This is a genomic window from Rhodococcus sp. Ni2, from assembly GCF_021352185.1.
Classification (GTDB): domain Bacteria; phylum Actinomycetota; class Actinomycetes; order Mycobacteriales; family Mycobacteriaceae; genus Rhodococcus_F; species Rhodococcus_F qingshengii.
Genome location: NZ_WOXZ01000002.1, coordinates 134,854 through 160,612, shown reverse-complemented (window position 1 = coordinate 160,612; position 25,759 = coordinate 134,854). Strand labels below are relative to the sequence as shown.

Here is a 25,759-nt window from a genome sequence, read left to right as displayed (position 1 = left end):
GACTGCAGTGCTGGTACAACCATCTCGTGGACACACTGCTCGCACCAACATGTCATGAGGTGTGCTCATGACCTCAGCGCTCACGGGCTTCACGGTCCCCCAGTTCTCAGAGTTCGATCCGCCGGTCGCAGGAGAAGGGAGCCTGGACCCAATGGGTCTCGGCGCCATTTCGGAAAAGTTGTCTGACAAACTGGTTCCCGACTTCCGCGCGCGAATGACTCGGTTTCGCCTGATGACAGCCATGGCCGTCGGCAGTATCGTCTGTGACGATTTCGAATCCACACGTGCCGCAGACGGCGTGACAACACCCCAAATCGCATTCGAATGGATAGTTCTGGAGGCGTTTGCGCGAAGTTCTAAAAGTGCACTGCGTGGCGTCCCCGGGATGCAGAAAGCACGGGCGGTGGTCGGGCGCCGAGATCGCCTGTCTGCGAACTCGTACCTCAAAGGTCCGTCGGTGTTCGGTTTTCACGGCGTGTACAAGCCGCTCGCGAAAACGCTCGACATCGTTACTTCGAGCTTGACGGCGGGGTCGCAGCAAACAGCATTGGTGTCGATGTGGGAACGCGAAGCCAACCTTCCTGGCTTCGTCGATGAGACCGCAGGAACGGACGGTGGCGAACTACGTCGCGACCTGCGCAACGCCCTACGTCGAAGCTTCGAGTCATCTCGCTGCGATGTTGCTCCTACTGGTAGGACAGTCGGCACACTTGCGCAGGCATTAGATCCCGACGGCCCGGGAGCAGGTGAACGCAGCTTACTCCGGGGCCTGTCCGAAGAACGCCACCCGCTACGCAGTGAACTCGCGCGCTTGCTGGAACCTTCACTCGACGACGAAACCCTGACGGAAAGCGATGTGATTTCGGAGATTGTTCGCGCTTCGTCGCCCGCACTTCGCGAGACGATCAACGCCGTCATCGCATACGAGAACTTTGCGCGCTACCTCGACACTTGCTTCCGTACGGTGTGCCACGTTTCGTATTCGCTGGGCACGACGCCATTGAAAGCCGACGCGTTGAAGCACGATCCGACCTTCGTCCGCGCAGCAGGAAATCTCCCGGCTCTCCACAAGCGCGCGTTTGAGACGCTCTCCGCGACAACGGGCACAGTTGAATTCGATGCGCGTTTCACCGGTTTCGCCGACGAACACACACCCGCCGATCTGGCCCAACTGGTTCTGAATCATCATGGCGCGATACAAGCGTCGAAGCCGCCACTGGGCAAGCGGCCATGGTTCGAGCCGTACAAGAACGGCTGGTTGGTGCGGCCCGGATACGAGGAACGAACCCGGCCATCGCTCGACGGACCATTCATTCATCCCATCCGAATAAACGCATTGCGTCGATTCTTACGAGATACCGCCGTATGACCACAAAAATGCTCGACCACTGGTCCGCGCCGGCAGGCAGCGGATCTGCAGTGGCATGTCTGGCAACAACATTCACATTCGACCCTCAGTTCTTCACGGATGATTGCCTTAGCAGATTTCTTGCGCTATCTGCGGTAACCGGCGAGGGGGACAAGATCAGCTCGATTGCCGCAACCTTCGAAGAGGAGCTTCGACTTAGTGAAACCGCGGCCATCTCAGTCCTGGTCGATCGAGGCACTCGCACCGACAGACGCAATCTTCGATGGGACCTGATACCGGTTTCGACGGGCAATGGCCTACTACATGCCAAAGTCGTAATACTCATATGGGAACGCCATGCGCGCATCGTCGTCGGCTCGGCAAACCTCACCCCTGCGGGCTACCGAGAAAAGATCGAGGCGGCGCTTGCATTCGACATCACCCAAGGCTGCCAGATACCACGCCCAGTCCTTCTCGGCATAGTGAGCGAACTGCGCAGCTACCTTGAATTGTTGCCTGGTGCAGCTAGTTCGACGACGGATCGGGCAACGGACACGCTCAACCGCATCACCAGCCGCATCGAGCAACATTCCCCTGCCTTGCCGACAGAAACCGCAGTGCACCTCGCGGTCGCGCCTTCAGCTCCCGGTTCTTCCCCACTCGACGGTTACAAGGCTGTGTGGCGAACATCGAAGAAACCACTGCGGGCATCCGTACTGTCACCCTTCTGGGATGCCGCAACGAGCACGACGGCATTGACCTCGGTTCGATCGCTACTCACCGGCCAGCCGAAGACTGCGCGAAGCGTGACCGCTGTCGTCGGCCTTGATCGTGTGGGTGCGGTAATGGCACCGGTTGAGCTCGCCTCACAAGTGGATCGAGTGCGAGCACTGGCGCCACTCGATGCCGAGCAACGCACCTTGCATGCCAAGGCACTTGTGTTGGAGAACGACGAGTGGGTCGCGGCACTCATAGGATCATCGAACGCAACCACGGCCGGTTGGGGGCTCGCAACGACCCATGGCCACCGAGAACTCAATGTGTGGGTCGGCGCCCCGCGTACGTCGCCCACAGGTCGAGCTTTGCGCGCACTGGTCAGTACACAGAAATCCGTCGACTTGAATGCCATCGAAACGGTGAACACTGATGACGACGACAGCAACCTTCCTTCACTTCCGCTCTTCTTCTCTTGGTGCACAATCGAACTGACGTCGAATTCCGCACAGTTGGCGCTTTCGTTCGATCGAACGGAGCAAGAGCCGGACTCGTGGTCTGTGCACGCACTTGGCCTCGAGTGCGCTGTGGACCAAGAGTTGTGGCGGAAGCAATTGCAACCTGAACAACTTTTTGTGACGGTAGACAGAACCGCAGTACCTTCATTCCTCGACGTCGGTTGGACGGCTGACGGAACCCCGGTATCAGCCCAATGGGTAGCGAACGTCGACGACACGAGCAAGCTGCCGATTCCCGCAGAACTTGAGGACCTTCCTGTGCAACTCTTACTGGACGCCCTCGGATCGACCCGTCCGCTCCCAGCTGCGGTGGAGCATGAACTCCGGCGAATCGAAGCTCGAAAGCTGGCGGGTACGGATGCAACCGACGCCCTACGCCGATTCGATTCGAGCGGTCTACTGCTGCATCGCACACGCGCGCGGTCTGCAGCCCTCTGGGCGTTGCGTGAGCGACTCGGCACACGTGCTGCTTCGCTCGAGGTATTGCGAAATCGCCTGTTCGGTGTGGTCGGGCCAGTCGAGATCGGTAGGCTCCTCGTACTTGACCAGACAGCTCTCGATGGGGGTTCGTCGGGCACAGGGACCGCAGCACCCGCCGAGACTCATTTCCTTCTCGCTGAGATCGCACTGACGGTCGGGACCGTCGACTGGAAATGCGCTCTCCAATCTTTGGATCGCGCTGTCGCACAGAGTGTTCTCGCCGAGGCACTTTCGAAGATCGAGGACAGACAACGATCCCTGAATTCCGATGAATTGGAGAGTGACATGCTCGAATACGTTGCCGACGCATTCAAGGAGGCACGGCGCTCATGTGGACTTTGAGCCCGGACATCGACCTCTCGAACGACAACCTCCCCACAGCAGACTCGACGCGCCAGCAGAAAACCGCTGAGGAGATTCTTCGTAGATTCGCGAATCAGCCGGGTCTGGTACTTGCCGACGAAGTCGGCATGGGGAAAACATTTGTGGCACTGGCAGTCGCAGCATCGGTCGTTCGAGCAACCGGCCACCGGCATCCGGTCGTGGTGATGGTGCCACCATCCGTCGCCGAGAAATGGCCTCGAGAGTGGAATGTCTTCGCCGAAAAGTGCTTGCCGGACGCGTCGGACATTCGTGTCTCGGGAGCCATTCGACACGGAATCGAGTTCTTGAAGCTTCTCGATGATCCACCAGAACGCCGACGTCACATCATCTTTCTGACGCACGGAGCCTTGACAAGAACGACAAATGATCCGTTCGTCCGACTCGCACTACTTCGACGTGCGGGCCGCAGAAGAGCTGAATTACAGAGGCGACGGCCGGCGATCGCTCGGCATGCATCATTCCTCCTCTCAGACAAACGCTTCCGCGACGAAGCCCTTGTTACGCGCCTTCTCGAAACGCCCGAGAGCAACTGGATGGACTTGTGGAACAAGCACTCGGGGGCTGCACCATTGGATGACGACCCGGTTCCCGCCGCGTTTGTCGATGCCATCGACAATGACATCCTCGAACCACTCCGCGATGCACTCACACTGCTACCAATGAAGCAATCGATCAATTTCGACGATCGGTTGTCCGGAGCCAAGAAAGCTTTGACGACGGCGATGCGCGGCGCTTGGGCTGACGGGCTTCGCCAACTCGATGTCACCCTCCCATTGCTCGTGTTGGACGAAGCCCATCACGTCAAGAACGACAACGCCACATCCGGTTTGTTCGCGAACGAAGAGGCCCAAGGAGATGCCGAAGCACTCCGGGGCCCACTCGGCGGAATGTTCGAGCGCATGTTGTTCCTGACTGCAACCCCGTTCCAGCTCGGACATCACGAATTACTCAGTGTACTAAGGCGGTTCGACGGTATTCGATGGCCGAACCCCGTCGACCGCGTCGCGTTCGAAGACTCGATCAGCGAACTCGGTGATGCATTGGACACTGCGCGATCAGCCGCCCAACGGTTCGAGCAGCGTTGGACAGCCATTGACCCCGTACAGGATTCCAGTTTGAAATCGCTTTCGAGCTTCGACAATGCCGACATCGAGAGTTTGAGTCGTTCGGCCCGTGCCGCTGTAACAAGCGGGATCGATGCGCGTAAGGCCAAAGACTGCGCCGCAGAGGCATTGCGCCCGTGGGTCATCCGCCATCTGAAGTCCAACGACACCGAACGTCGTCGCTATCGTGCCGGTGCGGCGGTCCTCGACAGTAGGGCCGGCGATCTCGGGTTGCCGATCGACGGCGCCGCGGCTTTGCCGTTCCTGCTTGCAGGTCGCGCAGATGCTGTCGCACGGCTGTCTGGCGACTCGACAGGCTCCACCCGATCGCTCTTCTCTTACGGGATAGCATCATCGTTCGAGGCCTATCGCAGAACTCGATCAAATGGGGCGGCAGATATCGACGATGTCGAGGGCGCAAAGCGCACCGCGCCCACGACAGGCCCCGTCAAGTGGTATCTGGATCGTATCGAACAACAACTCCCCGACAATCCAGAGAGCCTCGCGCGCCATCCGAAAATTGCTGCCACAGTGGAGCTTACACTCCGTTTATGGGACGAGGGCCACAAGGTCCTGATCTTCTGTTTCTACCGAGAAACCGGGCGCGCACTTCGGTTGCACATCGCACGAGCACTACAGAAGCGCATAACCGAGCGAGCAGCGGGCGCACTGTTCGTCGATGCCACTGATCCGACAGCAGTCGGCGAAGCCGTCAATCGATTGCGCAATCGCCTGTTACGTAGCGATTCCTCTGGAAACAAACGCATTCGAGATACTGTCGAGGAATGGGCCGACCTTCTCGATAAAGAATCTCGATACCAACTCGGCGAAGTAGTCGTGAGATTTCTTCGCACGGATTCCTTCCTCGTTCGGTTCACGCCCATTTCCCCTTCGATGACCGTCGAAGAACTGATGAAGGGACTCGAAACAGCTCCTCCGGGTGGCATTCCACTACGAAAGCGTATCGAGTCATTTGCCGAGTTTCTTTCCAAGAGAACCCCGGAGGACCGCGAACGCATTCTGAATATTCTGCTGACAACGCGAACCGGCGACATCACAGTCGACGAATCCGCGGACGACGAAATCGATCCAGCAGAGCACTCACCCCTTCACACCACGGTTGCACCCAATGTGCGGCTCGCGAATGGTGAAGTAGCTCAAAAGACTCGACAAAGGCTCATGGCGTCATTCAACTCCCCGTTCTTCCCCGATGTGCTCATCGCCAGTTCCGTGATGTCTGAGGGTGTGGATTTGCACGTTGCCTGCCGACATGTCATTCACCACGACTTGGACTGGAACCCCGCGACGCTCGAACAACGAACGGGTCGCCTGGATCGACTCGGCTCGGCCGCGCAACTGGCGGGCGAACCTTTGATCGTGTACGAGCCATACCTCGGCGGCACCCACGATGAACGTATGTATCGAGTGGTCAAAGATCGAGATCGTTGGTTCGGCGTCGTCATGGGAGATACGCGTACTGCGGACAATGCAGAAACGGGTGGTGTGGAAACTAGGGTGCCTCTTCCGTTGTCACTGGTACGTGAACTCACAATGGACTTGGCAGTCACGGAGTCATCCCACTGACGCACACATACTCAGCCGCTCTCCAACAGGACGGCAACAACTCCACACAAATGCCGCACCTCGGCGACGGTCGGCGCAAGTTCATACGCATGGTGATGACAGACATTGCTCAATCTGTTCCACGCCACTGCTGCGGCGTCGGCACGTGCCGGTGTGTCGAGGGAACGCAGTATCACCAATCGCGAGCGCATGCTTGCTTGCGGCGCTTCGGCATTCAGCGCGATACACCGTTCGGCTACCAGTTCCTCCAATGCCTGCCTGGCCAGAAAAGCAGCCAACCGTGCCGAACTTCCAGCAGCACCGACACTTCCATCGAGCAGTAGCTCCGCATTTCGCAGCACAACAGCCGGCGGCATCTGTGTTGTCATTCCGCGAGGATCCCGTCGATCGTCTTCCTGAGGTCATTCACTTCGCTCCTCGTGATCGACATGTCGGCCCCGACATGCGAGCCGGCGTTGGCAATGTTGAGCGTCGCTTTGCGCCCTTCTCGCAGAATTTGCCACTGCGACAAAGGCTTCTCGGCATCGCCGTACACCGCGAGCGCGATCTTGGCCCGCGTCTTTTTCACCGATGTCCACCGGTTCTCGGTATCGACCCGACTCTCGCCCGCCTTGTGCTGCTTCGCGTAATACACCTGCTGCGCCGCGGATTCCAAGGCCAACCGGAACAAACCTGGTGCCACTCGGCGCTTGACCTCGTCGGGAACGTTCTCGTCGAGCACCAGCGCGCGGACGTCGTCCACATAGCGGGTCGCCTGGTTCAGTGTCTCTGCGACACAGACCTGCGATCCGGTCTCACGTGCAACCTCGACCAGTCGCGCATTCACCGCAAGTTGCCGTATCGCAGTGGCCAATCGGTCGTCGTGGGAGAACACGATGACCTGCCGTGTCTCCGACAGCTTCGACAAAACTCGGATGAACCCGTCGATCTTGGCCGGGTCCATCGCCTGAATCGGATCATCGAGAACGATGAAGCGGAACGGACTGTTCGGTGTGGTCGCACGTGGAATGAACAGTGCAAGCGCCAGAGCGTGCAACTCCCCCTGACTCATCACCGCCAATGCTTCGGTCGGCACTCCGTCCACCGACCCTTTCAGCACCGCCCTGCGTCGAGTATTGCTGCCTTCCAGGCTGATCGACCCGATGTCGACGTTGCTTTCCTGCCTGAGCTCCGACCAAATCTCGCGCGCCTGCTCCGCGATCGGCTCGAGTCTCTGATTCCGCAGTTCTGCCGCATGGGCGGCTACCCACCTCTTCGCCGCATCCAGGGCTTTGACGGTGTCATCACTCAATCGTGCGTCACGCTCGAGGTTGACCCACGTCATCAAACGACCCGCGATCGGAGCCCATGTGTCTTCCTGCTCGGCGATTGCGACCGCCGCCTCTTCGCGCACGGCGTTCGCAGCGTCGATCACCGCAGGCAAGGTCTTCTCGATGTGCTCGGCGAGCTCGGTTACCCCGGTCGGCGCACCTTGGGCAGCGGCCACTGAGTCTCGGTACCGGATCAACGACTCCAATTCCGGACCCTCGACCGTTTCCAGACGCACCAGCTCGTTCAGCAATTCCTTTGCTGCCCGACATGCGTTGTCAAGATCGCGTCGAGACTTCCGATACTTCCCCAGCTTGCTGTTCTGTTCCGCGAGGCGCGTTCGGGATTGCGTAGCCCAGGCGTCGTCGAGCACCCCCGCCGCACATACCGGGCACTCGATTGTGCCTGTCTCACTGTGCAATTGAATGGCTCTATCGAGGATATCGCTGCGCTGTTCCACTACCGACAAAGCATCGCCAGCGTGCTCGACGGTGTCGGCGACCGCAACCCGAAGATCGGCGACAACCATGTCGATCGCCGGCTTCTGTGGGACCGCCAGATTCGCGCACCTGCGCAGACCAGACAGGGTGGACGCAACAGCCGAACCAGAGCCTGTGGCGAGCGCAAGCACCTCGTCGAGATCGTGAGTCCGCTTCTTCAACTGAGTGACGGCGGTTTGTGCACGCTCGTCTGCTGATTCGGCGACAATTTCCTTGAGTTGACGCAGCTCCTCATTCGCGCACTGACGCGCAGTCTTGGCAGACTTCAGCGCGGCGGTGAGCCGTTTCTCGGCGTCCGCGATCTCGTCCAGTCCCAATAGCTTTGCAAGTGCGTCGTACAGCGTGGACGGGCTGTCCTCGACCAGCCCTCCGATCTCGTCGTAAGACAAGATCGGCCGATGCAGCTCGACGGCGGACTTCCATCCGAGTTCGTCGGTACCGACAGTGCGCTTCTGTTTGCCCGTCTGGGTCCACGCTTCGTTGTCGTGCAACGTGGCACCGATCGGCCAGTTGACGGCGACGACGGTCGGTTCGGAACCCTCGACGGTCAGCCCAACGCGCACCTCGCATGGATCCGGGCTGTGCAGGTTTCGCCAGCTGTCAGCCCATAATTTCGCCTTGTTTTTCCACCGGTAGCTCGAGCTGGTAACTGCAAATTCAAGAGCTTCCGCAAAACTCGACTTACCCGACCCGTTGCGTCCACTGACGATCGTGATGCCAGGCGCAGGATGCAGATCGAGAACGGCTTTCGGTCCGATGCCGCGGAAGCCGGCGACCGAGATAGATGTAAGGAATGCTCCAACTGGTTCTTCTGCTGGGCCGCTGGCGGTTTCGGGTCGGGTTCTCAGCTGCTCCGTACCGCCAATCTGCTTGCTGAGCGCATCATCACCCTCGAGTGCTGCAAGAACGAGATACTTCGCTGCATCAGGCAGATTCGTGTCTTCGTCGATCGCGTCCCAGACAACCTCGTCGAGCGATCTTTCTGCATCTCTGTTGGCAGTTGTCACCAAAACTCCCTCGCCTCGTCGATCCCAACCGACCCAACGGTTTCATATGGGACCGACAGTACGTCTTGGCGAGGGAGCTCAGCTGCACATCAGGACACGACAAAATGCGACAGGATCGCCTGGACTTCGTAGATGTCAACCTGCTTGGTGAACTGTTTCTGGATCGGTGTCGCGTTCCCCGAGATCCATATCTTCAGCTCGGCGTCGAGATCGAAGGTTCCGGCTGTCTCGACCGCGAAGTGGGTGATCGACCGGTACGGCACACTGTGGTACTCGATCTTGCGACCCGTCAGCCCCTGCTTGTCGACCATCAAGAGTCGCCGATTCGTGAACAGAAATGCGTCGCGAACCAACTGATACGCCGCATGAACCTGCTCCCCGTGTCCGAGCAGACGCGCGTATTCGTGGTGCGCGGCAGCGGGATCGATCTTTCCAGCGTTACCGATCAACCCGTCCATGAGACCCATCAGGCCCGATACCTCCGTGCTCGTCCAAATTGCCTCCACGGTCGAAGGCGACAGCGACGCTATCGGTGGACGAGTCAGTGGTGTTACCGGCGAGCAGGCTCAGCCGCCGTAGACCTCGGGGTCCAGGGTGCCGATGTACGGCAGATCGCGGTACCGCTCGGCGTAGTCGAGGCCGTAACCGACGACGAACTCGTTGGGGATGTCGAAGCCCACGTCGCGGACGTCGACGTCGATCTTGACCGCATCCGGCTTACGGAGCAGGGTGACGACCTCGAGCGAAGCGGGATTACGTGTCTTGAGGTTGCGCATCAGCCACGACAGCGTGAGACCGGAGTCGATGATGTCTTCGACGATCAGCACGTGGCGACCGGCGATGTCCTTGTCGAGGTCCTTGAGGATGCGGACGACGCCCGAAGACGAGGTCGAGGATCCGTAGGAGCTCACGGCCATGAATTCCATCTGCGACGGGATCGGCAGGGCGCGGGCGAAGTCGGTCATGAAGAAGACCGCTCCCTTGAGGACGCCGATCAGCAGGAGATCCCCTTCGGGGGCGCCTGCCGGGTAACGCTTGGCGATGTCCTCAGCCAGTTCCGCCGTTCGTGCACGGATCTGTTCTTCGGAGATCAGTACCGATGCGATGTCGCCCTCGTACACGCGTCAAACCCTTCGTCGGTCTTCGAATCCGAGGATCAGCCTGCCACGTCGCCGGGCCGCCACCAACCTCGCCTCCGGTGTTCCGCCCCCGATCGCGACGCCGCCTTGCCCCCGCCAGTCGGTCACCAGGGCGTCGACTGCGCGTAACTGTTTGTCCGTCAATGCTTTTGCGCCGCCCTGCAGCAGCCAGGCCCGCAGAGCGCGTCGGCGGATTGCGGTGGGCGCTTCGGCAAGTGTGTCCACTTCCACTTCTCCGTCGACGACAACCCGTAGGAGTAGGGCTTCGGCGTACTCGTCGAGCGCCTCGCCGTCCTCACGCAACTGCGTCGCGGTTCGGGCCAACGCTTCGGGAACTCCCCCGCCGAGAATTTCTTCGAGCAGCGGCAACGCCTCGTGCCGCAGACGTACGCGAGTGAACTCGGGATTGTTGTTGTGCGGGTCCTCCCACGGCGTGATTCCCAGGTCGACGCAGGCCGCCCTGGTCACCGATCGCCGGAGGCCGAGGAGCGGCCGTCCCCAGGGAGCGTCGAATGCAGCCATACCTTGAATCGATCGCCCACCGGACCCGCGCGAGAGTCCGAGAAGCACGGTCTCGGCCTGATCGTCGAGCGTGTGTCCGAGCAGAACCGGGAGGTCAGCCCTCGCGTCGCGTAGGGCGTTATACCGAGCCTCACGCGCAGCGGCTTCGAGACTCCCACCATCGGCTACGTCGACTGTCAGCACCGTCGCGGTCCGGCAACCCAGCGCCAGCGCCTGGTCTGCGGCCGAGCGCGCGACGGCATCCGAACCATCTTGTAGGCGATGGTCCACGATCAACGCGTCGACCGAATCGGTTTCCGCCACCGCTGCTGCTGTCAGGGCCAACGAATCGGCTCCCCCGGACAGGGCGACGACCACACGGCGTCGTGGCTCGAATGCGAGCGTCCACGCCCGCACGGCCTGTCGCAGCGCCAGTAGGGCAGGCGTCTCAGGCAGCAGCATCTAGCCGAGAACGCGCTTTACCCACGCGTCGGGATTGTCGATCTCGTCGAGCAACGGCAAGGTCTCGGGCCCGGTCCAGATGGTGTTGAACTGCTCCATGCCGACCTTGAGAACCACCGCGTCGACGAAGGCCTTGCCGCGCACGTACTGCGCCATCTTGGCGTCCATGCCGAGAAGCATCTTGATGATCCGCTGCACGGGGTTGGACTTGCGCTGCCGACGCTTGTCGAAGGCCGCGCGGATAGTTGCCACCGACGGCACCACGGCGGGGCCGACGGCGTCCATCACATGGTCTGCATGCCCTTCGAGGAGGGTGCCGAGTACAAGCATCCGATCCAGCGCGTCACGCTGAGGTTCCGCCTGCGAGGCGCGCAGCAGTCCGATGATGCCGCCCGCCGTCGCACCGTCACCGGAGTCGGGTTCCTTCCGCGAGCGCAGCTCTGCAGCAAGGCGCCCGACAACGTCGGTCATCGACTCGTCCACCGTCGCACCGAGCGTTTCGACGGATTCCTTCATGTACTCCGCTAGCCACGGCGAGGACGAGAACTGAACCCGGTGCGTGACCTCGTGCAGGCAGACCCACAACCGGAAGTCACTCGGGTTCAGCCGAAGGGACCGTTCGACGGAGACGATGTTCGGTGTGACCAGAAGCAGGGTGCCGTGCTCGCCGGTGAACGGGTCGTACTGCCCGAGGATCGCCGAAGACAGGTACGCCAGCATTGCACCGGCCTGCAAGCCCGCCGGCTTTCCGACGATGAGATTGCCACTGCCGTCAGGGTCGGCGCCGGTGAGATGTGCCATCGACCGCGAGGCCGCCGTGATCCACCCGGCCCGGTCAAGCACGTCAGCAGCCGGGACCGGTAGACCGTCGGCCAGCCCGGTCACTTCACGAACCGGCAGTTCTGCGCGCTCGGACGCTTCGGCGAGTTCTGCGGTTGCCGTCTCGGCCGTGTAGCGAGACATCGCGGGGCCGCCGCGCGCCAGTTTTATCCCGGCTTTGGCGGCAAGACTCCAGTCGACGGCACCACCGAGCGGAGCCGAGGCTTCATCATCTTGTGGAGTCTTTTCGGCCACTATTGGCACCCGCAATTCCTCAATGCTCCGGCAATCGCGTCCAGGGCAGGACGGCTCACTTCTGGCGGCCGGTCATTGGACATCAGTGCGAAGGTGAGCACTCGCCCGTTCTGATCGACCACGAACCCTGACAACGCGCTGGCCGTCGAGAGAGTTCCCGTCTTGGCCCGTACCCAACCCGCACCGGTTCGGTTTCCGGACGCGTAGCGGTCGGACAAACTTCCTGTTCCGCCGGCCACCGGAAGGTAGTCCAGCAGCGGACGCAGTTTCGGATCACCGTCACCGGCCGCAGCCGTCATGACCCGATCGAGTACCTGAGCGGGAATGAGATCGTCGACGGACAGTCCGCTGGAATCGTGCAGCGATACACCGGTGTAGTCGAACCCGGCCGCCTGCAGGGTCTTGCCGGTCGCGTCGACTGCTCCGGTGAACGAGGCTTCTATTCCGGAGGCAATCGCGACCTCACGCCCGATGGTCTCTGCGAGCACGTTGTCGGAATGTTCCATCATCTGCAGCAGCCGGTCGCTCAGCGGCGCCGACTGCACGGTGGCGATCGGCTTGGCACCGGCAGGCGCCGCGCCGAGACTCACGTTGGCGGGATCGACACCGAGGGCCTGAGCGAGGACCTTGCCCGCGTCCAACGCGGGCGTTTCCGAACGCGGCGACTCGTCTTGAGTGCCGTCGTACCGACCACCTTCGATCATCACCGATTCGATCGGGGTGATGTAGCCGGCCGCGATGTCCGCGGGGAACCATCCGGTGGCCATGTTGTCGCCCTTGAACAAGCTCGAGTCCACCACGACGCTGGTCACCGGCGTACCGGCAGCCTTGATCTGGTCGACGAGATCCGCGATGGGCGCTGCGTTGGCGTAATACCCGCTCTGCCCCTTCGGCGTGGCCGTCAGCGTCGGGTCACCACCGCCGACCAGAACGACCTGCCCGGGGCTCGCTCCGGGAACCACCGTCGTGGACAGCCGGTGGTCGAGCGGCAACTTCAGCAGTGCCGCCGATGCGGTCAGCACCTTTGTCGTGGACGCGGGCGTCATCGGCGTCGACGGGTCCGTGCTCCAGAGAATGTTTCCGGTGAGCGCATCAGCGACTACTCCGGTGAACTTCCCCAGATCCGGGTTGGCCACGGCCGGGCCGATCGCCGCTGCGATTCCCGACGCGCTCGGGATCGGTGCGTCCGTCGGGACGGGCACCACCTGAGGTGACGGCGTCACGAGCGCAGGCTGCGGCGACGTAGTCACGGTCGCGCTGCCCGCGGTGTCGTTCGACGTACCGAGTTTCACGACGACAACTCCGGCGACGGCCAGTACAACCACTGCACCGACCGCCAGAAGGATGCGGAAGTTACGCCGTCGACTCTCTTCCAACGAGCCGATCTTCTTCTTTCCTTGGCCCGCCAACGCCCCTCCGTCTGTGCTCTGCCTACTGGGTGGTCAGGCAACCTTATCCTTGACCCGATATCCTTCCGACGAATCATTACCGACACGACAGCGAGGAATCGGCGTGGAGTTCGACGTCACCATCGAGATCCCCAAGGGTCAGCGCAACAAGTACGAGGTCGACCACGTAACCGGTCGCGTCAAACTCGATCGCTACCTCTACACAGCTTTCGGCTACCCGGCCGACTACGGCTTCATCGAAAACACCCTGGGTGAGGACGGCGATCCGCTCGACGCCATGGTCCTGCTCCCCGAGTCGGTCTTCCCCGGCGTCATCGTCGAGGCTCGCGCAGTCGCGATGTTCAAGATGGTCGACGAGGCCGGCGGAGACGACAAGGTCCTCTGCGTTCCGGCCGGTGACCCCCGCTGGGATCACATCCAGGATCTGGGTGACATCTCACAGTTCGAGCTCGATGCGATCAAGCACTTCTTCGTCCACTACAAGGACCTCGAGCCGAACAAGCACGTCGAGGCAGCCAACTGGGTCGGCCGCGCCGAGGCAGAGGCCGAGATCGAGGCTTCGATCAAGCGTCTCGCTGCCAACGGCGGTCACTGAGCTCGAGTTCTCAGGCCTTACGAGAATCCCCGCACATCGGAAGATGTGCGGGGATTTTTGTGCTGTTTTTACTCGCCCTTGCAGTTTCTACTCACCCTGGAAGACCGGCGGGCGCTTCTGGAAGACGGCGGTGATGGCCTCGGTCAGATCCTGCGAAGGCAGGAACGCCGCGTTCCAGGCTGCGACGTAGCGAAGGCTGTCGTTCACGCTCGCGCTGCGGGTGTGATCGAGCACGTCCTTGATCCCGTGGACGACGAGCGGCGGGTTGAGCGCAATCTCCTTGGCGGTCGCGCGCGCCGCGGCCAGTACCGCGTCGGCATCTTCGAACACGTCGTTGACGAGGCCGATCTTCTCGGCGCGCGCTGCGTCGATGTCCTTGCCGGTCAGAGCCAACTCACGCAGGTGTCCGTCGCCGATGATCGCGGGCAGACGCGCGAGGCTGCCCATGTCTGCGACGATCGCGACCTTGACCTCGCGGATGCTGAACTTGGCATCGGCACTTGCGTAGCGGATGTCCGCCGCCGTGATCAGGTCGACGCCGCCGCCGATGCACCAGCCCTGCACAGCTGCGACGACGGGCTTGCGGCAATCTGCGACGGCATTGATGCCCGACTGCATGCGCTTGATCATGTCGTGGAACTTGGTGCGCGGGCCTGCCTGAGCCTTGTCCGCGAGGACGGCACCGAATTCGCCGCTCATCGCCGGCAGGTCCAGTCCGAACGAGAAGTGCTTGCCTGAACCGGCGATGACGATTGCACGCACCTCGGGGTCGGCGTCGAGGTCGGCGAAGATTTCGGGGAGTTCACTCCAGAAATCCGGCCCCATCGCGTTGCCCTTGCTCGGCCCGATCAGCGTCACCTGGGCGATGTTGTCTTCGCGCTCGACGGTGAACGCATTCCAGCTCTTCTGTTCAGTCATTACTCAAGAGTAACTAAAGGTCCGGCTCAGCCGAAGACCGCTGCCTTCATCCGAAAATTCCTGCCTCGTCAAGTACCAGTACGACGAGGGTGACGGCCATCAGGGCGAACATGATGAGCATCGCCATCCTGGCCGCCCGCTCACTGGTCGGTGGGAAAACGCGCTGCGCCGGATGCTCGGCCACGTACTCGGACAAGGACATGGTCCTGGCACGTGAGCGTGTCGGATTCTGTACCGCTGCTGTTGTAGCCATGTCGGTGATCCTTTCAACTACGCAATCTCAGTCAGGTACCCCAAAGGTGAAGTACCCGACTGAGTTCGACTTCTCCAATGTAGACCCGCAGATCGAAGAAGTCAGCGTGAGTTTGGTGCGAATTACCTGAGAGTCAGTCCACACAGGGAATGCCGCCATTCGCGTCGGCCCGGATGGGTGATCCCTGCGCTCCCGTATCGGGAACGGTGCCGGCGGATACCGACGAGTCCGACTGCGCCGGAGCGGCCGAGAACACGGTCTGCGCATTGTCCTCACCGATGAGTACAGACACTGATTCGGCCGCTGCCTGCTCGTTAGGCACTGCGGCCACGCCCAACTGCTCGGCCAGCGCCTCTGCGACGGCTTTGGCGCCGACTCCATAGCTGACCACCGACTTTGCCGTCGCAGCTGCGGTGCTCACCTCTCCGACTTCGACTCCCGACGCTTTCGTCGCCGCTGCCAACGCGGCGCCCAACCCGTCCGTCGCGGTTCCGTTGCGGATGTCCACAACTTCGTTCCCGGTCGAGACAGCAGTGTCCATCGCAGGTGCAGATGCCGAGTCACCTCCCGCGAAGATCCGCGACACTTCACTACGCAGACGCGCCGGATCGACCATGTTGACGTCCTGGCCGTCGACTGTCTCGTATCCCTCGATGGGCAGGGTGTAGAAGTCGATGTTCCCACCTGCGAGAGCGCTTGCCTGAGAAGCGAATCGGACGGGATCCATGGCAGAATCGATCACCACGTCCTTCTTCACCACGTCGGCCAGTGCCGTCATCTTCGGAATGTTTCCGATGACGCCGGAGCCCTTCAAGTTGGCGATCACCGCGCTGATGAAAGCCTGCTGCCGGTGGGTGCGATCCAAGTCCCCGTTGTCCAGGCCGTGGCGTTGACGGACAAACGAAAGTGCCTGTGACGCATCGAGAGTCTGAACTCCGGCCGGGAAGTTGGCGCCCGAGAAGTCATCCTGCACCGGATTGTTGAGGCACACCTGAACGGGGCCGATAGCCGAGACGACGTCGTAGAAGCCCATCAGGTTCACTTCGGCAAAGTGATCGATCGGAACCTTGAGCAGATTCTGCACGGTGGTCAGTGTCGACCGTCTTCCGACTTCACGCGCTTGTTGTTCTCGTGCAGCAGGATCCGTCACCCCGTCCGCTATCAGTTTGGCGTCCGCATCAGCCTTCGCCATTCCGTACGCTTCCTTGATCTTGGCCATTCCGTAGCCGGGTACCGCGACGTAATCGTCGCGTGGAATTGCCACCGCACTGGCCTTGCCACCATCGCCCGGAACATGGAGCAGGATAAGCGTGTTCGTGTTGTATCCACCCACATCACTGTCCCCCGCATGCAGCTTGTCGGTGACGAACTCAGCCGGCAGGTCGCTGCCGTCCATCGCTTTACGACTGTCGAGCCCGATCAACAAGATGTTGGTATCCCCGTCGAGCGAACTGCCGGCGTCGTCACCGAGGGCGGAGAGCGCGTCCGATCGGTACAGCCCCGACGTGAGATCCGACTGCACGTACCAGCCGATTCCGACGCCCACCAGAATCGTCGTCGACAGGGACGCCGCCGCCAGCTTGCGCCCCACCGAGAGCGTCGACCGCTGCGGTTGACGCCTACGCCTGTGCCTGGTTGCCGAGTGTCGAGGTCGCGGTTCCACGGCCGACACGCTATCCACCGTTCCTGAGTAGAACCTGTCGATACCGGACACGGCTGGTCTTTCGCTGAAAGAACGCTGAGAATGAAGTCCGAATTAGGCAAATCTGCTCTAGGCTCCGCCCTGTGGACCGCCGACGCTTCCTCAGTGCCCTCGCAGCAGCAACTCTGACCGGAACCGCCGCGGTGACCATGGGAACCGCTTGTTCGTCACGTTCGGTCGGCACGGCAATCGCCGCAGCCGACGAACCAACCGACCCCGTCCCTGTCCCGGATCTCCCGCCTGCCTTGTTGCCGCCTCCACCGCCGTCTGCCCGGGTGCCGCTGCCCGCCGGCGGATCGTTGACCGCGTTACCCGGCGGTGGGGATCTGTTTGCCCTGACGGTTGACGACGGAGCCAGCTCCGAAGTCGTGCGCCTCTACACACAGTTCGCAAAAGACACCGGCATCCGTTTGACGTACTTCGTCAACGGGCAATACAACTCGTGGACCGAAAACGCCGGACTTCTCAGACCGCTGGTCGAGAGCGGACAAATTCAGCTCGGCAATCACACCTACTCGCACCCGGATCTGACGTCCGTGTCGAAGCAGCAGATCGCAGACGAGCTGACGAAGAACGGCACGTTCCTGCGCAACACCTACGGCGTGGACGCGGCGCCGTACTTTCGGCCGCCGTACGGAAGGCACAACGCGACAGTCGATTCCGTGGCCGCGAGCGTCGGCTACACCGTGCCCACCCTCTGGTACGGATCACTGTCGGATTCTTCGTTGATCACCGAGGAGTACATCCTCCAAATGGCGAACCAGTACTTCAATCCGGGGGCCATCGTGATCGGGCACCTCAACTATCTGCCCGTGACCCACGTGTATCCGCAACTGGTGGACATCATCCGGAGCCGAAACCTGCGGACTGTCACGCTCAACGATGTTTATCTGAAGCCGTGACGCCGTGGTGACCGCAGCCGACAACGAGGTCCCGGCCGACAACACGGCTCCGTCTGTGAAACAACGCACCGAGGCCTGGCTGCTCGCGGACATCACCGAGGAACCAGCCGGACATCTGGGGCCACACCGGATGGCGCCGAAGAAGGAGAAGCGCCACCCGTGGTGGAAGGTGATGTGCCTGACGGGTGTCGATTACTTCTCCACTCTCGGTTACCAACCCGGTATCGCGGCACTGGCGGCCGGCACGTTGGCTCCCATCGCGACAGTCGTATTGATCCTGCTGACACTCTTCGGCGCTCTACCGGTCTACCGGCGAGTGGCTCGCGAGAGTCCGCACGGCGAGGGTTCGATCGCCATGCTCGAGAAGCTGCTGCCCAAGTGGCGCGGCAAGATCTTCGTTCTCGTGCTTCTCGGCTTCGCGGCCACCGATTTCCTCATCACTATGACGCTCTCGGCTGCCGATGCCACGGCGCACCTCGTCGAGAACCCTTTTGCTCCAACCTTTCTCTCCGGACACACCGTCGCCGTCACCCTGGTTCTGCTCGCGCTCCTCGCTGCGGTCTTCCTCCGCGGATTCACCGAAGCGATCGGTATCGCGGTCGGATTGGTCGCCGTCTATCTCGCCTTGAACGTGGTGGTCATCTCCGTAGGTCTGTGGCACATCGCGACCGCGCCGTCGTTGGTCACCGACTGGACGCGCGCCATGACCACCGAGCACGGAAACCCGGCGATGATGATCCTGATCGCGCTGATCGTCTTCCCGAAGTTGGCTCTCGGTCTGTCCGGCTTCGAAACCGGCGTCGCGGTCATGCCGCAGATCAAGGGCGATCCGCACGACACCGAACAGAATCCACGTGGCCGCATCAAAGGTGCGCGGCGCCTGCTCACCACGGCGGCGCTGATCATGAGCGGATTCCTGCTGACGTCGAGCCTGGTCACCACCATCCTGATCCCAGAAAACGAGTTCCAACCCGGAGGCGCTGCCAACGGTCGCGCGCTTGCCTTTCTCGCCCACGACTATCTGGGTGAGATCTTCGGAACCGTCTACGATCTCAGCACGATTCTGATCCTCTGGTTTGCCGGTGCATCGGCAATGGCAGGGTTGCTCAATCTTGTTCCGAGGTATCTCCCCCGCTACGGCATGGCGCCGTCGTGGGCCCGCGCCGTGCGTCCGCTGGTCCTCGTGTTCAGCGTCATCGCCATCACTGTCACGATCTACTTCGACGCCGGTGTCGACGCTCAGAGTTCCGCGTACGCAACCGGTGTCCTCGTGCTCATCTCGTCGGCGACCGTCGCCGTTGCACTGTCCGCTCGTAAGCACGGTCAGCGAAAACTGTTCGTGGGGTTCAGTTTTGTCGCAGTTTTGTTCGTCTACACGACGATCGCGAACATCTTCGAACGTCCAGACGGTGTGAAAGTGGCGTCGTTCTTCATCGCCGCGATCATGGTGGTGTCCTTCCTTTCCCGGATCTCGCGAGCCTTCGAACTACGGGCAACCTCCGTCGAATTCGACGAGACCGCGCTGCAATTCATCGCCGAGGCAGCCGAGAAGGGTTACCTCGCGATGGTGGCGCACGACGTCGACCGTCTCGACGAGGACGAGTATCGGCAGAAGGAATCGCAGCAGCGCGCCGAAAGCAACATCCCGGAGGCGGAGTCGATCATCTTCATCGAGGTCAACGTCACGGACTCCTCCGAATTCAGCACCGACCTCCTCGTCCACGGCCGACAGCGCGGTGAGCACCGGATTCTGTGGGTCGACAGCCCGGCCGTCCCCAACACCATTGCGGCGGTTCTCCTGCGGACGAGAGACATCACCGGCGTGATTCCCGACGTGTACTTCGAGTGGACGGAGGGAAACCCGCTCATGTACCTGCTCCGCTTCCTGTTCATCGGTGAGGGCGAAACCGCTCCCGTGACCCGTGAGGTCCTCCGCCGCGCCGAACCCGACCAGTCCCGCCGGCCACACGTCCACGTCGGTTGACGCCCACTCCCACTAACCGCTCACAAGCCCGCTCGCGATTGCTGTCGAACATCGCTGCATCCAGGGCTGTGGTGGCCGAGGTGGCGGGCGACCAATGCGGGCGCGATGGTGAGGGGCGTCGTTCGTCATGGCGACCTTCCATTCGTGTCTGGGGGCCAATCTCGGTCCCCTTCATGGATTTCGCCTTCTGACAACGGAAATTGCACCGGCAAGAGGGACTGGCGTGCAACTGGTGAGCGAAAAGTCTGTCCGCACGCGCGAGTGCAGATTGAAAGGCCTTTCGACCCGCAGGTGGACGGGACGATGCGACGGAGATCGAGAATGACCGCGACATACAATCGCGATCAGAGCGAAGCTCCAGGCCGAGATTCCGGCGCCGCTGTGATGGAGGGGTCAGGATGTTCGGTTGGAAAAAGAAGCGCAACGATTCAAAGATGACGCTCGACGATGTGATGTCGAAGCTCAGGCCTGACCTGAGTCGGGAATCACTCGGCGTCGGACCCGACTTTCCGGGCGTCGCCCCGAACCCGCTCATGAGCAGTGATGCACGCAAGCGCAATGCGGAACTGCGGACGGGGGTGCTTGCGCTCGGCGTTCTCGTCGACTGGCGGGAGGTCAACAGCAATCCACGCGTGGTCCTGATGTTCGACGTGGAGACCTCCGACGGCATCTTGTTCCGCGGTATCGCAGACGAAGACCTCACGATCACCGAGCTGACACGACTCGCCCCAGGACAGACGTTGCCCGTGCGCTACCGGCCGGCCGTCATGGACCACTACGTCGCCCTTGCCCGGGACGCGGACGCCGCCCACGTTCAGCAGCTCTCCGACGAGATCGCGACCCGCAAGCGGACCTGACCCGAAGCCTTGGCCGGATCCTAGGTCGCCGGCACTCCGATGATGGCGTCGGCGGTCACACGCATGTCGATCACGACGAGACTGGTTGGTAGACGCATTCTCTCGGTTGAAAATAATATGTAGACCGGTCTATTGTTGGCTCATGGCATCCAAAGGAGACCTGACAAGGGCACGGCTCGCAGAATCCATGCTCGAGCTCATCCAGACCAGCGGCTACAGCGGCACGGGCCTGAACGCCGTGATCGAACACGCCGCAGCGCCGAAAGGGTCGATCTACTTCCACTTCCCCGACGGGAAGGAAGGCCTGGGCGTCGCAGCGATTGAGCTCGCCACGAAGGCATTCGGGACGCTGATTGCAGAGGCCGCGATTTCCCGGGTCGATGCGGCCGAGGCAGCACGCGCCGCGATCGAGGCCCTGACGACCATCGTCAGCGAGAGCAACTTCCGGCGGGGTTGCCCGGTCTCTGTCGTCACCCTGGAGATGGGCGCGGAGAACGAGCGTCTGCGGCAGGCGTGCGCCGCTGCCTTTGAGTCGTGGATCGCCCTGACAACCGCGTTTCTCGAGGCCAGCGGCGTTGTCCCCGACGAGGCCCGATCCCTGGCGACCGTTGTTGTGTCGACGATCGAGGGGGCGGTCATCGTCTCTCGCGCTACGCGAAACACGCAACCCCTGATTTCGGCCGCTGACATCGTTGCGGAGCTCATCAACCAGCGCTGCCAGACCGTTGGCGGAACGCGATGACTCCACGCGACGTCTCCCGTCACGCCCTGGTCTTCGGGGCCTCAGGTCTGGTCGGTCGGCACCTCGTCCTGACCCTCGCCGAGGCTGGTACGAACGTCACGGCGGCAGTTCGGACCGCCGAGTCCGGGGCCCGTGTCGAGCGATGGGTCAGAGAGCATGGCCTGACGCGGAGCATCAGCACGACGATCGTCGACTTCGACGCTCCTGAAATCGTCGCGGGTGGCCCATCGGCGTTCCCTTTCATCACAGAGATCCACAACTGCGCCGGGTCCTACCGATTCGGAATGACCGCCCAGGAGGCACGCAGCGCGAACGTCGGCATCGTCGAGAAGCTGATCGACTTCGCCAAGGACCTCCCCAACCTGCAGCGCGTGATCCACGTGTCGGGCTACCGCGTCGGCGGACAAGACCCCACAACGGTTCCATGGCCCGACGATCACCGCACCGCGGTTTACAAGGACCTTGGCGCCTACGAAGCGTCAAAAGTGGAATCCGACGCAATCTTCCAGGCCCGAGCCCTCAAGCACGGAGTTCCCTGGACCATTGTCAATCCGTCCAGCGTGATCGGCGACAGCGCCACCGGGGAATCCGACCAGCACATCGGGCTGGCCAGCACAGTCGAGCAGATTTGGAACGGCACCGCAGCAGCGTTGCCTGGAAACGAATCGACGTTTCTCCCGATCGTCACGGTCGACTATCTGGCGGCCTTCATGACGGCAGCTGCGGTCGATCCCGCTGCTGAGGGCATGGCCTACTGGGTTCTCCACGACGACACCCCACCGCTAGCGGACCTGCTCACACACGTCGGTCGGCATCTCGGTGCGAAGGTCCCGCGGGTCAGGATTCCGATCGGCGTCATCAAGCGGCTCCCGCAGCAGATCACCAAGGCCGATCCCGAGACCCTCACCTTCATGTCCGCCGACCGCTATCCGACAGAGTCCGCCGTCGAGTTCGCCGACAGACACGGGATCCTGATGCCCGACGTGCTGGTGTCCCTCGAACGGTGGGCCGACTACCTGGCAGCGCATCGGTTTGGTGCCGTCATGTCCGCCGACCGTCGATTCGTCGACGTCGGCGGCCTGAGGACATTTGAGCTCGGCGTACGAGGATCGAGTCGGGTGATTCTTCCCGGCTTGCCCGTGAACGCGGACACGTGGGCAGAGGTAGCTGCCGGCATCGAGGGGCGGGTCGTCGACTTGCCCGGCCTCGGCCTCAGTAGCGGGGCCGGCGTTCAGGACTGGGATGAGTGGCTGCCGGCGGTAGTAGCTGGTGAACCTGCTGACCTCGTCGGCCACTCCATCGGTGCGGCTGCTGCAGTAGTTGCGGCTGACCGGTTCCCGGCGCAGGTGAAGTCCCTCACGTTGATCGCACCGTTCTTCCTCCAGGCCCCGATGGGTTCCTCGGCCAGACTGAAGCCGCTCGTACGCGCCTACTTGCGACACGCAGACCCGGCACGGCTCTCACGCAAACTGACCGGATCAGAAGCGAGCGCGGATTCTCTCGTTTCCAGTCTCAGTGACCTCGAGCGAAGCAGTTCCAAGAGCGTGGCCGAGCATCTCGCCCGTGCGAGATCGAAGCGGTGGCGTGCTGAACTCCAAGAAGCGCTTAGGCGATTCAGTGGCCCGGTCCGCATCATCACAGGAAGCAAAGACCCAATCGACCCGGCCGCGGTTGCGCAGCTCGAGTCACTTCCGAACATCAAGCTGATCTCGCTGCCGGGTGCCGGGCACCATCCGCAACTAACCCATACCGATGCTCTCGTCGATCTGCTCGAGGGATCGCTCGCGTGACATAGACGCCTGCGGTTTCAGCAGCTGACAGAGATACGGGCATCCAATCTGTAGCTGGCCAGTCTGTCGGTGACCATCACACTCAGCACAACTCCAGTCCTTTGAGCAGTCGACGTAAGAGCTTCATGGCCGCCGAAGTGTTCACCAGGGCGTCAGTAAAACTGCGTTCCGCTTGAGCTCGCATGGAGTCACCTAGGAGAGCGCTATCCGCCATTCCCACGGCAATGGAAGCCACCGAATCCCACCCCAGCAATCATCTGAAGCCTCCTCGAATGCGTTGTTGCTCCGGATCAGTGACAACCGGGGAGGTCGACGGGCCGTGCAGTATTCGAATCGCGCAGTGTTCCTTCACTTCAATTGCAACGGAGGGGAGCGTTGAGTGGCTCGAGGCCGCATCACCGGAACCCGATACGAGTAGCGAGGCAACATGATCGGCGGGGCCGGCGCTGCAGCTTCGAGGGTGCCCGCCGCGAGCCTGGTGAGCAACACCCCATCGCCGACGGCATCAACCTCGTCGGCATCAGGCGGGTCCTCGAACTCGAGGACAGCACCGCAGCACTACGCCGCGACAACGCGCAAACAACACTGAAATCCGCACAGCCAGAAGGACACACCGCACAGTAAGGACCACCGCCATGGAAAACGACCGCGTACCCGCAGCCGTCGACGCGACACCCGACGCCGACTACATCGAACAATCAATACCCGTCGTCCAGGACGAAAACCTCTGAGTGAGTCACGGCACCTCATGGAGAGTTCGCCGTTCACACACCAAACGGCGCAGATAAACCGTGGAAGATCGTGACGTCTACGAGCTACTTCCGAGGCAGCGAGCGCTTGCGTCGCCCCACAAAAAGAATCGCCGAGCTACTTGCGTTCGAATGGCGTAGCTGCGAGGACGGTTACGTGAAATTCCGGTTTCCCTGCCACCGCCGCCATACGGACTCACATGTTCAACGTCCCCACATCACTACGCCCCTTCCGTCGAGCCGGCCACGCCCGAACTGCCTTCCGCCCGGAGAAAACCGCCAACGCTCCCGTCACCAATGACAGCGAACTGCTCAAAGCCACGATCAGCGTCGGACTCGATCCGACCAAGTGACCACTCGAACCCCGCCACAACCTGACCGTCTGCCCCACAGCGTATTCGTGCGCGCTGGAGCACTCGACGAACGATTCGATGTGGTCCACCTCGTCCTGCGCCCATCCCACCGTATAGGTGCGCGGATGCACACAACGGCCCAGCGTGGCACCGTCCTCCACGTCCAGCACCCTCGCTTCGACAGCAGGACCCATACCACCGGAGATCGACTGCACAGCAATGCTGAACGTCACCACCGCGCAGATGAGTGCTGCCAGAGCAAGTATCGACAATGCGGCGACGATCCACATCCCCCTCCGCTCGCCCACCGTATCCACCCTCGACCTCATAGATTCTTGATATGACATCTACGGCCCGATACAAAATCGAGCCAACCGCGAACTCGCGCGGAGCCTCCACGACTGCCAGCGAACGAGACACACTCCCGGCCCATTGCAGGGGCCGACGCCGAGAGCCTCAAACGAGAGCCGACCCTGTCAAGCCGCTGGTCGCCTTTCGGAGACGGCGGGATCGCCAACCGATCTCCGTGAAGTTGCATCAGACGCAACGTTGATTGGCCTCTTTTCGGGACAGATTGCTCGCCATCTCCTGTAGTCATCGGCGCCCGGGTGAGTCGGCTTCGTCAGCGAACCTTGTCGGGTGGAGATCGTGTCGGTCAGCTCGTTACGCCGCGTTAAGAACCTGAAAACTCGGTGAGCAAACCTTCCTTTCCCAGGTGAAGCGGCGGATTATCGAAGTGGTCGCGCATCTGGTTACCGCGCGGCATGTCGAGCGCGCCTGAAGGCACAACGGGCCGGGAGGTCACATGCTGCTACATCAATCGATCGGGTTGGAGCGCTTCAACGAACTACCGCGGCAGAAGGCAGTTCACGCATTGTTCGAGTGCTGCTGCTCGCTGACGTGGGCCGGGTGGGTCAGCGACGGACGTCCGTTCGCCGACCACGCGGAGATCCTCTCGCGCGCCGAGGACGCGATTCTCAACCTCTCGGACGAGGACGTCGAACGCGCCCTGCAATGCCATCCACCCGTAGGCGTGCGCAAGAACAGCGTGCCGTCCCACCTCGAGCAATGCTCGATCTGGGTTCCGGACGACGCCGTCATGGCAACCATCTATCGCGCCGGCGAGGAGTACGAGCGGAACTTCGGCTTCCGGTATCTGTGGTGTTCGCACGGCCACGACGCCGACGACCTGCTCGAGAACATCGGCCAGCGCATGTCCAACGAACGGTCCGTCGAGCGCAAGGTCTGCGTCGACGAGCTCGCCAAGATCACGCGGACGAGGATCGAGCGGATGCTGGGACCCGAGGACGGCTATCCCGAGTACTGAAAAGAAAAGCGGGTGCAGCGCTTTCGCGCCGCACCCGCTTTCATGCTCTGAATCGA

At 61.8% G+C, this 25,759-nt stretch carries 21 protein-coding genes; 10 read left to right on the top strand and 11 right to left on the bottom strand.

The window, feature by feature from the left end; genetic code table 11:
* Window positions 1-67: 67 nt before the first annotated feature.
* From GN300_RS14325 to GN300_RS14315, 3 genes are read left to right on the top strand one after another with little or no spacing between them, the layout of a single operon-like run.
* Window positions 68-1,369: a hypothetical protein gene (locus GN300_RS14325; protein ID WP_156511694.1), complete on the top strand. Its 1,302-nt coding sequence runs from the start codon at window positions 68-70 to the stop codon at window positions 1,367-1,369.
* Complete coding sequence (locus GN300_RS14320; RefSeq protein ID WP_156511695.1) at window positions 1,366-3,402, top strand: hypothetical protein; 2,037 nt, start codon at window positions 1,366-1,368, stop codon at window positions 3,400-3,402. The genes GN300_RS14325 and GN300_RS14320 overlap by 4 nt, the downstream gene beginning before the upstream one ends.
* Window positions 3,390-6,131, top strand: coding sequence for a DEAD/DEAH box helicase (locus GN300_RS14315; protein WP_063315070.1), 2,742 nt, complete (start codon window positions 3,390-3,392; stop codon window positions 6,129-6,131). The genes GN300_RS14320 and GN300_RS14315 overlap by 13 nt, the downstream gene beginning before the upstream one ends.
* 11 nt (window positions 6,132-6,142) lie before the next feature.
* On the opposite strand, the gene GN300_RS14310 is transcribed toward GN300_RS14315, so the two are convergent.
* The 7 genes from GN300_RS14310 to dacB all read right to left on the bottom strand — a co-directional run bounded on the left by GN300_RS14310 (window position 6,143) and on the right by dacB (window position 13,531).
* On the bottom strand, window positions 6,143-6,499 hold the full coding sequence (locus GN300_RS14310) for a hypothetical protein (RefSeq protein ID WP_230587424.1): 357 nt from the start codon (window positions 6,497-6,499) through the stop codon (window positions 6,143-6,145).
* A complete protein-coding gene (locus GN300_RS14305; RefSeq protein ID WP_063315071.1) occupies window positions 6,496-8,946 on the bottom strand; it encodes an AAA family ATPase in 2,451 nt (816 codons plus the stop codon). The genes GN300_RS14310 and GN300_RS14305 overlap by 4 nt, the downstream gene beginning before the upstream one ends.
* 89 nt (window positions 8,947-9,035) lie before the next feature.
* Window positions 9,036-9,413: a PH domain-containing protein gene (locus GN300_RS14300; protein ID WP_030534814.1), complete on the bottom strand. Its 378-nt coding sequence runs from the start codon at window positions 9,411-9,413 to the stop codon at window positions 9,036-9,038.
* A gap of 99 nt (window positions 9,414-9,512) precedes the next feature.
* Window positions 9,513-10,067, bottom strand: a complete 555-nt coding sequence (hpt, locus tag GN300_RS14295; protein ID WP_003941159.1) for a hypoxanthine phosphoribosyltransferase — start codon at window positions 10,065-10,067, stop codon at window positions 9,513-9,515.
* A 3-nt stretch (window positions 10,068-10,070) separates the two neighbouring features.
* Window positions 10,071-11,048, bottom strand: a complete 978-nt coding sequence (gene tilS / locus GN300_RS14290; protein ID WP_007727016.1) for a tRNA lysidine(34) synthetase TilS — start codon at window positions 11,046-11,048, stop codon at window positions 10,071-10,073.
* Complete coding sequence (locus tag GN300_RS14285; protein WP_063315072.1) at window positions 11,049-12,122, bottom strand: zinc-dependent metalloprotease; 1,074 nt, start codon at window positions 12,120-12,122, stop codon at window positions 11,049-11,051.
* Window positions 12,122-13,531, bottom strand: a complete 1,410-nt coding sequence (gene dacB / locus GN300_RS14280) for a D-alanyl-D-alanine carboxypeptidase/D-alanyl-D-alanine-endopeptidase (protein ID WP_063315073.1) — start codon at window positions 13,529-13,531, stop codon at window positions 12,122-12,124. The genes GN300_RS14285 and dacB overlap by 1 nt, the downstream gene beginning before the upstream one ends.
* A 103-nt stretch (window positions 13,532-13,634) precedes the next feature.
* On the opposite strand from dacB, the gene GN300_RS14275 reads away from it, so the two are divergent.
* Window positions 13,635-14,126 (top strand): inorganic diphosphatase, encoded by a 492-nt coding sequence (locus GN300_RS14275; protein WP_003941181.1) that lies wholly within the window; start codon window positions 13,635-13,637, stop codon window positions 14,124-14,126.
* A gap of 87 nt (window positions 14,127-14,213) precedes the next feature.
* Here the strand turns inward: GN300_RS14275 and GN300_RS14270 are convergent, their stop codons facing one another.
* The 3 genes from GN300_RS14270 to GN300_RS14260 all read right to left on the bottom strand — a co-directional run bounded on the left by GN300_RS14270 (window position 14,214) and on the right by GN300_RS14260 (window position 16,960).
* On the bottom strand, window positions 14,214-15,044 hold the full coding sequence (locus tag GN300_RS14270) for a crotonase/enoyl-CoA hydratase family protein (protein WP_007727023.1): 831 nt from the start codon (window positions 15,042-15,044) through the stop codon (window positions 14,214-14,216).
* Window positions 15,045-15,090: 46 nt separating this feature from the next.
* The gene (locus GN300_RS14265) at window positions 15,091-15,297 is read right to left on the bottom strand and encodes a hypothetical protein (RefSeq protein ID WP_124568973.1); all 207 of its coding nucleotides are present in this window, start codon (window positions 15,295-15,297) and stop codon (window positions 15,091-15,093) included.
* 133 nt (window positions 15,298-15,430) lie between these two features.
* Complete coding sequence (locus GN300_RS14260; RefSeq protein ID WP_233405644.1) at window positions 15,431-16,960, bottom strand: LCP family protein; 1,530 nt, start codon at window positions 16,958-16,960, stop codon at window positions 15,431-15,433.
* Between the two features lie 122 nt (window positions 16,961-17,082).
* Between GN300_RS14260 and GN300_RS14255 the strand changes: the two genes are divergently transcribed.
* The 5 genes from GN300_RS14255 to GN300_RS14235 all read left to right on the top strand — a co-directional run bounded on the left by GN300_RS14255 (window position 17,083) and on the right by GN300_RS14235 (window position 23,274).
* Window positions 17,083-17,901 (top strand): polysaccharide deacetylase family protein, encoded by an 819-nt coding sequence (locus GN300_RS14255; RefSeq protein WP_007727026.1) that lies wholly within the window; start codon window positions 17,083-17,085, stop codon window positions 17,899-17,901.
* A gap of 4 nt (window positions 17,902-17,905) precedes the next feature.
* The gene (locus tag GN300_RS14250) at window positions 17,906-19,885 is read left to right on the top strand and encodes an amino acid permease (protein WP_082845684.1); all 1,980 of its coding nucleotides are present in this window, start codon (window positions 17,906-17,908) and stop codon (window positions 19,883-19,885) included.
* Between the two features lie 434 nt (window positions 19,886-20,319).
* On the top strand, window positions 20,320-20,742 hold the full coding sequence (locus GN300_RS14245) for a hypothetical protein (protein WP_228232423.1): 423 nt from the start codon (window positions 20,320-20,322) through the stop codon (window positions 20,740-20,742).
* Between the two features lie 142 nt (window positions 20,743-20,884).
* Complete coding sequence (locus GN300_RS14240) at window positions 20,885-21,484, top strand: TetR/AcrR family transcriptional regulator (RefSeq protein ID WP_233405643.1); 600 nt, start codon at window positions 20,885-20,887, stop codon at window positions 21,482-21,484.
* Complete coding sequence (locus tag GN300_RS14235; RefSeq protein ID WP_063315075.1) at window positions 21,481-23,274, top strand: alpha/beta fold hydrolase; 1,794 nt, start codon at window positions 21,481-21,483, stop codon at window positions 23,272-23,274. Before GN300_RS14240 ends, GN300_RS14235 begins: the two co-directional genes overlap by 4 nt.
* Before the next feature lie 945 nt (window positions 23,275-24,219).
* On the opposite strand, the gene GN300_RS14230 is transcribed toward GN300_RS14235, so the two are convergent.
* Window positions 24,220-24,684, bottom strand: coding sequence for a hypothetical protein (locus GN300_RS14230; protein ID WP_156511696.1), 465 nt, complete (start codon window positions 24,682-24,684; stop codon window positions 24,220-24,222).
* 497 nt (window positions 24,685-25,181) lie between these two features.
* Between GN300_RS14230 and GN300_RS14225 the strand changes: the two genes are divergently transcribed.
* Window positions 25,182-25,703 carry a 2-oxo-4-hydroxy-4-carboxy-5-ureidoimidazoline decarboxylase gene (locus tag GN300_RS14225; protein ID WP_007727034.1) on the top strand — a complete coding sequence of 174 codons (522 nt, stop codon included), beginning with the start codon at window positions 25,182-25,184 and terminating at the stop codon, window positions 25,701-25,703.
* Window positions 25,704-25,759 lie beyond the last annotated feature (56 nt).

Bases quoted from the DNA above. Each gene is read 5' to 3' on its own strand.
- GN300_RS14320 (WP_156511695.1), top strand. From the start codon at position 1,366: ATGACCACAAAAATGCTCGACCACTGGTCCGCGCCGGCAGGCAGCGGA.
- GN300_RS14300 (WP_030534814.1), bottom strand. From the start codon at position 9,413: ATGGGTCTCATGGACGGGTTGATCGGTAACGCTGGAAAGATCGATCCC.
- GN300_RS14265 (WP_124568973.1), bottom strand. From the start codon at position 15,297: ATGGCTACAACAGCAGCGGTACAGAATCCGACACGCTCACGTGCCAGG.
- tilS (WP_007727016.1), bottom strand. From the start codon at position 11,048: ATGCTGCTGCCTGAGACGCCTGCCCTACTGGCGCTGCGACAGGCCGTG.
- GN300_RS14240 (WP_233405643.1), top strand. From the start codon at position 20,885: ATGGCATCCAAAGGAGACCTGACAAGGGCACGGCTCGCAGAATCCATG.
- GN300_RS14225 (WP_007727034.1), top strand. From the start codon at position 25,182: ATGCTGCTACATCAATCGATCGGGTTGGAGCGCTTCAACGAACTACCG.
- GN300_RS14270 (WP_007727023.1), bottom strand. From the start codon at position 15,044: ATGACTGAACAGAAGAGCTGGAATGCGTTCACCGTCGAGCGCGAAGAC.
- GN300_RS14245 (WP_228232423.1), top strand. From the start codon at position 20,320: ATGACGCTCGACGATGTGATGTCGAAGCTCAGGCCTGACCTGAGTCGG.
- GN300_RS14325 (WP_156511694.1), top strand. From the start codon at position 68: ATGACCTCAGCGCTCACGGGCTTCACGGTCCCCCAGTTCTCAGAGTTC.
- GN300_RS14310 (WP_230587424.1), bottom strand. From the start codon at position 6,499: ATGACAACACAGATGCCGCCGGCTGTTGTGCTGCGAAATGCGGAGCTA.
- GN300_RS14315 (WP_063315070.1), top strand. From the start codon at position 3,390: ATGTGGACTTTGAGCCCGGACATCGACCTCTCGAACGACAACCTCCCC.
- GN300_RS14235 (WP_063315075.1), top strand. From the start codon at position 21,481: ATGACTCCACGCGACGTCTCCCGTCACGCCCTGGTCTTCGGGGCCTCA.